This window comes from Bacteroidota bacterium (assembly GCA_018692315.1).
GTDB lineage: Bacteria > Bacteroidota > Bacteroidia > Bacteroidales > JABHKC01 > JABHKC01.
Genome location: JABHKC010000064.1, coordinates 34860 through 45363, shown reverse-complemented (window position 1 = coordinate 45363; position 10504 = coordinate 34860). Strand labels below are relative to the sequence as shown.

At 31.6% G+C, this 10504-nt stretch carries 4 protein-coding genes; 2 read left to right on the top strand and 2 right to left on the bottom strand.

The window, feature by feature from the left end; all coding sequences use genetic code 11:
• Both HN894_05345 and HN894_05340 read right to left on the bottom strand, forming a co-directional pair.
• On the bottom strand, nucleotides 1-203 hold a 203-nt coding region (locus tag HN894_05345), incomplete at its 3' end, for a hypothetical protein (protein ID MBT7142743.1).
• Between the two features lie 181 nt (nucleotides 204-384).
• The gene (locus HN894_05340; GenBank protein MBT7142742.1) at nucleotides 385-3381 is read right to left on the bottom strand and encodes a T9SS type A sorting domain-containing protein; all 2997 of its coding nucleotides are present in this window, start codon (nucleotides 3379-3381) and stop codon (nucleotides 385-387) included.
• A gap of 969 nt (nucleotides 3382-4350) precedes the next feature.
• On the opposite strand from HN894_05340, the gene HN894_05335 reads away from it, so the two are divergent.
• The gene (locus HN894_05335; protein MBT7142741.1) at nucleotides 4351-9519 is read left to right on the top strand and encodes a T9SS type B sorting domain-containing protein; all 5169 of its coding nucleotides are present in this window, start codon (nucleotides 4351-4353) and stop codon (nucleotides 9517-9519) included.
• 2 nt (nucleotides 9520-9521) lie between these two features.
• On the top strand, nucleotides 9522-10484 hold the full coding sequence (locus tag HN894_05330; protein ID MBT7142740.1) for a type IX secretion system membrane protein PorP/SprF: 963 nt from the start codon (nucleotides 9522-9524) through the stop codon (nucleotides 10482-10484).
• Nucleotides 10485-10504: the final 20 nt, after the last annotated feature.

The window sequence follows — 10504 nt, the reverse complement described above, 5'->3', positions numbered from 1 at the left end:
ACTTGTATAGTATCAATCATAATAGGCTGATTAAACGGACTTGCGTATAACATATAACAATTTCCATTATTGTCATTTTCAATTGCATATACTGACTCTTGAGCATTAGTTCCAGCAGATAGAATCCATTCGCATTCTACTTCTTGTGAAAAAACATGGATATTTATAGTAAAGATGTGTATTATTAAAATAAAGATTTTCATAATTATATTTATTTTAAACAAAATTAGTGTTTTATATATATTTCCAAATTATTAATATGTGAGTCATCGGATGACTTATACAATTTTACAAATAGTCATCCGATGACTTGGAGGTTTTTGATAATACTTCCATACAAGAATTATGCACGGTAAAACCGTATGGAAATATAACAAAATATAGTTACATTAGTATGATCTTTTTGGTAGCATTAAAACTTTCTGATGAAAGTTTAACAAAATATGTACCTTTAGAAAGTGAACTAATTTGGTAGTTATAAGAATGATATCCTTTTGTCAATTCCTTCGAAATTATATTATCTACCTTTGAACCAAACATATCGAATAAATCTACTTTTATAGATTCTTTAGTTGGGAGGTAAAAATTAACAGTAAAACTATCTTTGCAAGGATTTGGGAAAATTTTACAAAAAACAATTGATTCAGGAACTATTTCCTGCATTTTTCCAGCAATGCTAATACCATCATCTTCATATTTTTCACTACCTTCAATCCACTCAGCAACTTCAAATTCTCTCTCTATACCGGAAAACGAATTATAAACTCTAATAGTAAATTCTTCATTTTCCAAAAGTCCTTCCTTAATGTTTGTGCTTTTGTCATCGCCATGAACTAAGAATACCATATTATTATTTTCGTAAACTGCAGCACCACAAAGCATACCCTGTGAGTCGAAAACTCCAATCTCGTCTCCATTTTCTGGCATATTATCCCATGAATCTAGCATTAAGCCCAAGCCCATAGTATTATATGTTTTATAATAATCAGTATAATATGCAACTTCTGATTTTTCCATTGGCAAACTATGAGATTTTGTTCCTGAGGGATAATTCAAAGTAATATTTTGAGAACTTAACAAATGACAATAATATCCCTCACCTGGTTTCATCCACTCTATTGTATTTAGTATCCCTGGAAAATAAATGAATACATCATCGTCTTTTACATACATTATATCACTAACAACATCGCTTAACATATTTTCGATTTCTGCCTCATTATACTTTAAATAGCCAAAATAATCTTTAGTTGATTCCAATGTAATATCGTGATAGTATGGCACTTTAGCACCATATAATGTAAGTGTTTGATTAAGGTTGTTCATACTTATTTTAAAACCTTCACCTATTTGAATATCATTTATATCATTCTCTATTTCGGGTTTATAATATTTTATATCAGGTACTCCATTGTCATATCGTTGAACTTCATTTACATAAGGCTCAATGTCTTTTAAAACATATTCAATTTCAGGACATAATGGATCTATATAAGTTGAAATCAAATCCCATGTTTTTTCAAGTTCAATTTCCTGACAGGCAGACTTTAATTTCACAAGTGTTGAACTACTATTCGCACTGTAATCAATAACACTGTTATTATCATCAATTGGCCAAGCTGAATATTCAACATTTTCATCTGCATCATGAATTACCCATGTCATAGTTTCTCCATTAACAAAACCATCATCTTCTCCTGCAATAGATTCTCCATAGGCAATTACAGTTGCACCGTTTGTAAGGTCCCAAGTAGCATATCCTCCACAAGCCATATTCCCTTCACTATCGGAATAGAAAACTCCAATAACATCTCCTTGTTCAATATCTGTTTGCTGATTTGTACTCAAATCTACTTTTGAAATACTGGATGTTGGTCCTATAACAATTGTATGTGGTGCACCTGTAGTTTGATACTCCCATCGTAATATTTTAGACTCTAACGCTCCTTTATCTGTACCATAACAACTTGGTCTGAAATTATTGTTATAATCAAAATCTAATCCAATATTATAGGCATTATCAATACAAGGCGAGTAAATTGATAGATTATAGTTAGAATTAACATGGTCAACGAAAACAACAGTTGAGATTGTAGTGGTATGATAATTATCAAAAATTGTCCAATCGCCTTGTCCACTGATATCAATTGCATCATTTGAAGAATCATAAACAATAATATTATTATATATTTTTTTTCCTGAAAACCATGAATGTTCTACGAATATTCCATCTTCCTCAGGATTTACGATTGTGTTATTGTATATTCTATAACCTCTATCATCTGTGTAGATAGGTGTAGATTGTAACCAGTTGATATATATTCCATGACCATTGTCTGTATTTGGGACACTACCTGCATCTTTTATTATATTGTTGAAGATATCTATATAATAGGCACCCTTTGAACCAATACCTTCTCCGGTGCCATTTTCAATCCAGTTGTTATAAAACGAAGCCTGATAAGTACCACCTCCAATCCAAATACCTGCATTATTCCCACCGTCTTTTAGCCCATAGTTTTTTATTATATTATCATGAACAAATATCCCAAGACTATCATTAGATATTTTTATACCTGTTGCTCCAGTATTCTCAATAGTATTTGAATAGACTTGTATATTTTTTAGTTCAGGCCAGAATATTTTATAATCTGTCCCTCCACAAGTTAATATTTCATACTCATATGGTGATGAATATCCGATATACATTCCTTCCTTACCCATATTATAGATTTTATTGTTTCTAATAATAACATTTTCAATAAAATATCCTTCTGTAAATGTATTAGTAGTCAAATCTATATAATTTCCCCATCGAACAAACATATTTTGAGAATTACATTGCACATTATTCACATGATAATAAGGATGTGGGTCATTAATATATATACCAACATTATCATTATCTCCATCTAATGCGGCATCCGGATCATTATAGATCTCAATATTTTCAATTATATAATTGAAACACCTTCCATCAAATGTTATTCCATTAGCGTAAGTAGTCCCATTATCTCTAATTGCATATAGTTTTATACCATATGGATCTGAAGTTGTAGTGCTACTTGTTAAAACAAAATTTGTACAATTGATAAATCGTATGCAAAAATTATATCCACCATCTGGTTCTCCATCAATAACTACAGGAATATTATTTTTATTAATAATAATGGTATAACCATCACTATTACTATTTGAGCCAATAATATTAGAAAAGCTAAGATTATCTCTTTTGCCATTGGCATCTCCTTCAATATAAATTATGTCCCGATAGTTGTTATTGGCATCATAACTTCCCTGTGTTGATGAACATGTAGCTACCTGAGCAATATGACTATTAGCTAGTATTATTAATAAACTAAGAATTAAATATTTTTTCATTTTGTTAAATTTAATAGTTTTAAAATTATCCAAAAATTTCAGAAACTTTTGGAAATAAATAGTGCATAAACTGCATACGTATTAGTTTTGGCTTAAAAACTTAAAGTCAAACTTACATGACCTAAAAAACAAAATACTGCCATGTGTTGCATATAAACTAATGTTGGTTTATAGTTTTGAATGGTTATACAACAGAAACTGCCAGTGTTTTTTTCAATAGTATTTTGTCATGCTCAAAAAGAAATTTATTTAACTATTTATTTTTTTGGTAGATTTCATCAAATAAACTTACTAACTCTATTTGAGCTCAATTCACAAATTTATTTTTCTTCAAAACAAATATGTTTATTACTCGTGAAAAAATATCTTTCAATTTTTTCTTGAAAAGTATATTAAGTTTTTTCGGAAATACTTTTTCTTCTATTAGGAAGAATTTATTAATAGCGTATATTGAAGGATATAAAACTCTTAATAAATCAAGCTTCCCTATTAATTGAAAATATGGATGGGGGGGGGTAACACCCTGTATAACAAGTTGTTAAGCATGTGCATTTTCCTTTATTAAGCTTAAAAAATAAATTATTTGCAATATTTCTTATCATTTATTTGACATAAAAATTGAATTGCTACAAATCTAAAAAAAATATTCAATTTTAATCATATCTTCTGCAAATTTTTATAAATTTTATTTTTCCTATAAAGCTACAGGTGTATTTTGCAATTGCTAATTGTGTCAATTGACAACAAAAAAATAGTCTATTATTTTTCATCATCTTAAAAATAATTTAGCCTAAAAAAAAATTAGAAATATTAACATACAAAAGCAACAAAAAGCATAAGAAAACTTGTCTTCAAATTCGATAAAAAACTTCAATGTAGTTTTTATTATGCTTGGTAAAATAAATTAAAACATTTATCAGATAAGCTCGTTGAAGACAATATTTTTACAACAAATTTTGATTTTATTGAATGATTAAGTTTTACAATATATTGCTTCTAATAAGTTTATTTATTAATACACAGGCAAATCATACTGATGTTTTTTTCAAGAATAAGCTGCAAGCCGTTGAATTATTGTTAGTTACCGACACAATATCACATGTTTCGTGCAATGGTTTCGCCGATGGTTTTATAGAAATATCCGTATCGGGAGGCACTAATCCATATAGTTTCCTATGGTCGAATGGCGACACATCAGAAAATATTTATAATCTTTCTGGCGGAATATATTCAGTTACTATTACTGACATTCTTGGAGATTCGACAGTAAACAGTTATACAATAAACGAAGCTCCACTTTTGCAAGTAAATATTTTTGCAAATGATAATATTGTTTGCTTTGGCGAAACAACCAAACTATTCACAAATGTTAGCGGTGGGATCGCTACTTCAGGCTATAATTATTTGTGGTCAGATAGTTCAACTTTTGGTTTCAACTTCGACGTGTTGGCAGGAGTATATTATGTTTCCGTAACTGACGACAATGATTGTCTCGCTACAGATTCAATTCAAATTATTGAGACAAGTTCAGCATTAATGCTTAGTGCAAATATTGAGAATGTTACTTGTATTGGCGACTCAGATGGAGAAATAGATCTTACTGTAAATGGTGCTAATATTTCATTTCCAACTATATTTTTTTGGTCGAATGGTTCAACCAATGAAGATATTTATGGACTCTCGGGAGGTTTTTACACTGTAACAGTTACAAATTTTGTATGCGAAACTATTCAAACTTTTGAGATCATTGAAGCCGATTCTTCAATTTCTAATACATTCTTAGTGAGCGATGCAATTTGCTTTGGAGAAAATTCAGCTTCTCTTGATTTGACAGTTTCGGGAGGAGTTTCGCCTTTTACTTATTCATGGACCTATGGGCACACAAGCGAAGATTTATCAAATATTAATGCAGGAAATTATCACATAACAATTTCTGACAACAATAATTGCCAGAAAACTGATAGTATTGTTGTAGGACAATCTCCCGAACTTAATGTAGTAATTACCGGAGTTTTTCAGATTTGCTATGGCTCAAGTGCCGGAACTGCTCATGCTTTAGTGAGTGGTGGAATATCGCCATATTCATATCTTTGGTGGGACAATACAAGTTCTGCTACTCATAGTGGACTTTCGGCCGGATATTACAATTTAACAGTTACCGATGCTAATGGTTGTCAGGATTTTGAAACTGCACCAATTTTAGAGTCAAATGGAAACATAAATATTCAGGCAAATATTACAAATGCTGCTTGCTACGCAACTGCTACAGGCGAAATTGATATAACTGCCACAAATGGATATTTGCTTTATCACTACAATTGGTCGAATGGAGAAAGCATTGCTAATATTTCAAATCTGTCTATTGGAACCTATAGTATAACTGTAACAGATTCGCTCAATTGTCAAGCAACAGATTCATTTGAAATTATTCAACCGGATTCAATTGAATATGCAATGACATCTCAAAATTTAAATTGTAGCGGAATAAATACAGGCGAGGCAGGAATTCTGATTACCGGAGGAAGTTCACCATACTCTTTTTTATGGTCAAACGGACAAATAAATCCAGCTATTAGTAATTTATATTCAGGCACATACATTATTACAGTTAGTGATAATAATAATTGCAGCATTATAGATAGTATATTTCTTAGCGAGCCTTTAGAAGAACTATCTGTTACAATTAATGGCATTTTTAATACATGTTTTAGTGGCGATAGTAGTGGTACTGCACACGCAATAGTTTCAGGTGGAACACTACCGTATTCATACAATTGGAGTACAGGAGATACTTTATTTTCAATATCGAATTTGCCTTCAGGAAATTATAGTGTTACAGTAATTGATGGTAATAATTGTACAAACACTGAGTCATTTCCTATTATGGAGCCTGGTTCTATATTGCAGGTAAATTTAGATGCAATAAATGTTGATTGCTATTCAAACCAAAGCGGTTCAATAAGTGCAACAATTTCCGGAGGATATCCTGTTGCTATGTATAGTTATTTATGGTCTTCCGGTCAAACAAGCGATAATATAAATTCGCTGCCCATAGGAAATTATTCAGTAACAGTAACTGATAATTTTGGATGTATCAGTGAAGATAGTATAGAAATTTTCCAACCCGATTCATTATTTGCCAATTATGTTGTTGATAATATTTCTTGTTTTGGTTTTTCCGATGGAAATATAAACCTTACTGCAAGCGGTGGAATTTCACCATATTCATATTTATGGTCTAATAGTTTTACTGATGAAGATTTGATCAATCTTTCAAGCGGAACATATTTTGTAAGCATTTATGATGCAAATTCCTGCGAAAGCACTTATTCAATAACTATTACTCAACCAGATTCAGCATTATTGTCATTTCTTCAAGGAACAAATGTAAATTGTTTTAATGATTCCACAGGGAGCATTGATTTACAAATATTGGGAGGAACTCCATCATATTCAACATCTTGGTCGAACGGAGAAACTGCCGAAGATATTTCCTTACTGCCGGCAGGGAATTATTATGTAACTATCACCGATTCCGGCAATTGTTCTATCTCAGACAGCTTAACTATTGAACAACCCAATTCAGAAATTGCAATTCTATACAATCAACAAAATGTAAGTTGCTACGGATTATCAGATGGCTCATTGAATATTTCTGTTTCCGGAGGGACTTCGCCATACTCCTACATTTGGTCGAATGGCGTAAGCATCGAGGATTTATCAAATTTGATAGCAGGGATTTACACCTTGACAGTTTCAGATATAAATAACTGTTCGTACAGCGAGAGTATTTCAATTACTCAACCAAGTGCTCTCGGTTTATCTTTTAATACTTCAAATGTTAGTTGTTTTGGCATAAACAATGGAGCAATTGATTTGTCAGTTTCCGGTGGAACACAAGCATTTTCGTATATATGGTCGAATAGCGAAACCGATGAAGATATCCAAAATCTTTATGCCGGGACATATCTAATAAGTGTAGAAGATGTTAATGGCTGCGTAATTCTCGATAGTATAGAAATTTTTGAACCCGACTCAATAGAATTTAATTTTAATATTGCAGATGCATTATGCTATAATGATTCGAACGGAACAATAAAAGCTGAAATCTCTGGCGGAAATGCTCCATATACATTTATTTGGTCTAACGGAAATAGTTCAGATTCGATCTATAATTTGACAGCAAATACATATTTTGTTACCGTTTCAGACAATAATCTTTGTGAAAATATAGATAGCGTTTCCATCAGTGAACCGGATTCAATTATTATAAATGCTTATATCCCAAACTTAATCTGCTATGGAACTTCAAATGCAGAAATATTTATTGCAATCACAGGTGGGATTTCTCCATATTTATATAATTGGTCGAATGGATCCACCGTTAATCAAATATCAAATTTAAATCCGGGAGATTATTTCATCACAATTAACGACCAGAATAATTGCACAAAAAGTGATAGTTTTTTGATTCCTCAACCAGATTCGGTAATTGTAACTTCCAATATTACTAATGTCAGTTGCAATTCTTTGTCGGATGGTTCTATTGCTCTGCAAATCACAGGTGGAACAATTCCATATTCATTTTTATGGTCGAACGGAGATACTCTTGCAACAGTTGAATTTTTGTCAGCCTCGAACTATCAAGTTACCATCACAGATTTTAATAACTGCGAAACCATAGAAAATTTTATTATTACTGAACCTGATATCCTCATTTTAGACTATTTAGAAACCAACACAGTTTGTTTTGGCACTTCTAATGGAAGCATTGATGTGAGCACCTTCGGAGGAACCACGCCTTTCAGTTTTATTTGGTCAAACGGCGAAACAAGCGAAGATTTGTCAAATATTCCTGCCGGATTCTATTATTTGACAGTTACTGACACACTTTTTTGCGTAAATTCAATTTCAGTTGAAATTATGCAAAACCAACAAATTGATGCAAATTTTAACATTAGTGTTTATAATGGCTATGAAATTTCTTGTTTCAACGACAGTAATGGATATATCAATATTTCAAATATTATTAATGGAGAAGGTCCTATATCCCTCCTTTGGTCGAACGATTCTACAACTCAAAATATTATCGACTTAACTGCCGGAACTTATGTTGTTACAATTACAGATTCCTTGAACTGCTCAGAACAGTTTGAAATTTTGCTAAACCAACCAAGCGAACTAAATGTTTCCATTACTGATATTGTAAATGTTTCATGTTATGGAAACCATGATGCCTCCATTTCTATCAATGTTAGTGGCGGACTTCCTCAGTACCAATTCCAATGGAATACCGGTTCGTCGGACGAATCTTTGGATAATTTAGGAATAGGAGATTATTACCTTGTTGTTTACGATTTAAATAGTTGTAAAGATAGTACCGAAATAATCACAATTTCTCAGCCTAATCCTTTACTTTTGAATTTAGAAGTTTTTCAAAAAATAAGTTGTTTTGATTATGAAGATGGAATAATTGTTAGCAATATTTCAGGCGGAAACGAACCATACAATTTTTTATGGAGCAATGGGCAAATAGAATCAAACATATCAAATATTGCTACAGGCGAATTTTCACTTGAAATTATAGATAGCAACAATTGCGAAACAAATGCAAGTATATTCTTAGATCAGCCTGCTGAAATAATTATAAATGCCGAGATTCAAAATGCAAGTTGTGTAGATAATTACGATGCTTACATTGCTTTATCTGTAGATTCAGGATTTGCTCCATATTCTTACCAATGGTCAATTGGAGAGCAAACAGACTCAATTTTCGATTTAATATCCGGATTTTATGAAGTTACCGTATCGGACTTAAATAATTGCAGCAAAACCAACGAATTTGAAATCATTTATGAAAATGAAAATTGTCTTTCAATTCCAAGTGTTTTTACACCAAATGCCGATGGCTATCACGACGAATGGGAAATTACAAACATTCATCTTTATCAGAATGCAGTTGTTGAAATATACAACAGATGGTCTAAACTGATTTTTAAATCTGTTGGCAACTATGACAATAACAAATGGGACGGAAAATATGAAGGCAAAAATCTACCAATAGACGCATATTTCTATATAATTGATTTAAAAAATGGAACAGCCATCATTAAAGGAGATGTTTCAATTATAAGATAATAATGAAGAAACTAATTTTAATAATAATTCTAACAATAAATGTTGCAGCAGCAAAAGCGCAGCAACTGCCGCTTTATAACCAATATAAGCTAAATAGTTTTCTTATAAATCCTGCTGTGGCCGGAAGTCAGAATTATACTCCTTTGCGTATTATCTCGCATATGAATCTATTGGGTTTCGACAATGCTCCGCAAACAAATATAATTAGCTTTCATTCAAGAATTTCAAGAGTCGGAAAATTTGACCATACAGGCGAATCATTAAACAGATTTCCTGTGTTGCGAAATGGCAGATTTGGAATAGGATCATATTTGTACAGCGACAAAAGTGGACCGTTTTCTCGTGCCGGGATTAATTTTTCAATGGCATATCATTTAACATTGAACGATAAAAAAAATCATAATCTTTCAATAGGAATTTCCGGGAATATATATCAATTCAAAATTGGAAATCTAACTGAGAATGAAGACTATTCAGGATTTGACCCAACATTGACCACAAGTAGCGATGCTCAGTTTTTTGCCGATTTAAATGCAGGCATATTATTTTATTCTCACAAATACTATTTTGGAATAAGCTCGGCTCAAATTCTTGAAAATTCATATAAATATGAAAGCAATTCCGATGACAATAAAATGGTTAGGCATTATTTTATTAATGGTGCTTATGAGTTCGATTTGTCCAAAAATTTCAGCATAGAGCCAAATTCCACAGCAAAAGCTATTATAAACTCACCGGTAGTTTACGATTTTGGAGTGAATTTCTATTTTAAAAAGAATTTTTGGTTAGGTGGCTCATGGAGCAATTCTGAATCTTTCTTTGCAAAAACAGGTTTTCGATATAAAAATTTTATTGCAGCATATTCCTTTGGATATTCGTTGAGCAATATTGTAAGTTATTCGAGCGGAATACACGAAATATTAATAGGTTTTAATTTTAATGAAAAAAAGAGATTTCTAAATTAGTATTTCTTCAGAAACTCATT

Coding starts and splice junctions, on each gene's coding strand:
- HN894_05340 (MBT7142742.1), bottom strand. CDS start 3,381: ATGAAAAAATATTTAATTCTTAGTTTATTAATAATACTAGCTAATAGT.
- HN894_05335 (MBT7142741.1), top strand. CDS start 4,351: ATGATTAAGTTTTACAATATATTGCTTCTAATAAGTTTATTTATTAAT.
- HN894_05330 (MBT7142740.1), top strand. CDS start 9,522: ATGAAGAAACTAATTTTAATAATAATTCTAACAATAAATGTTGCAGCA.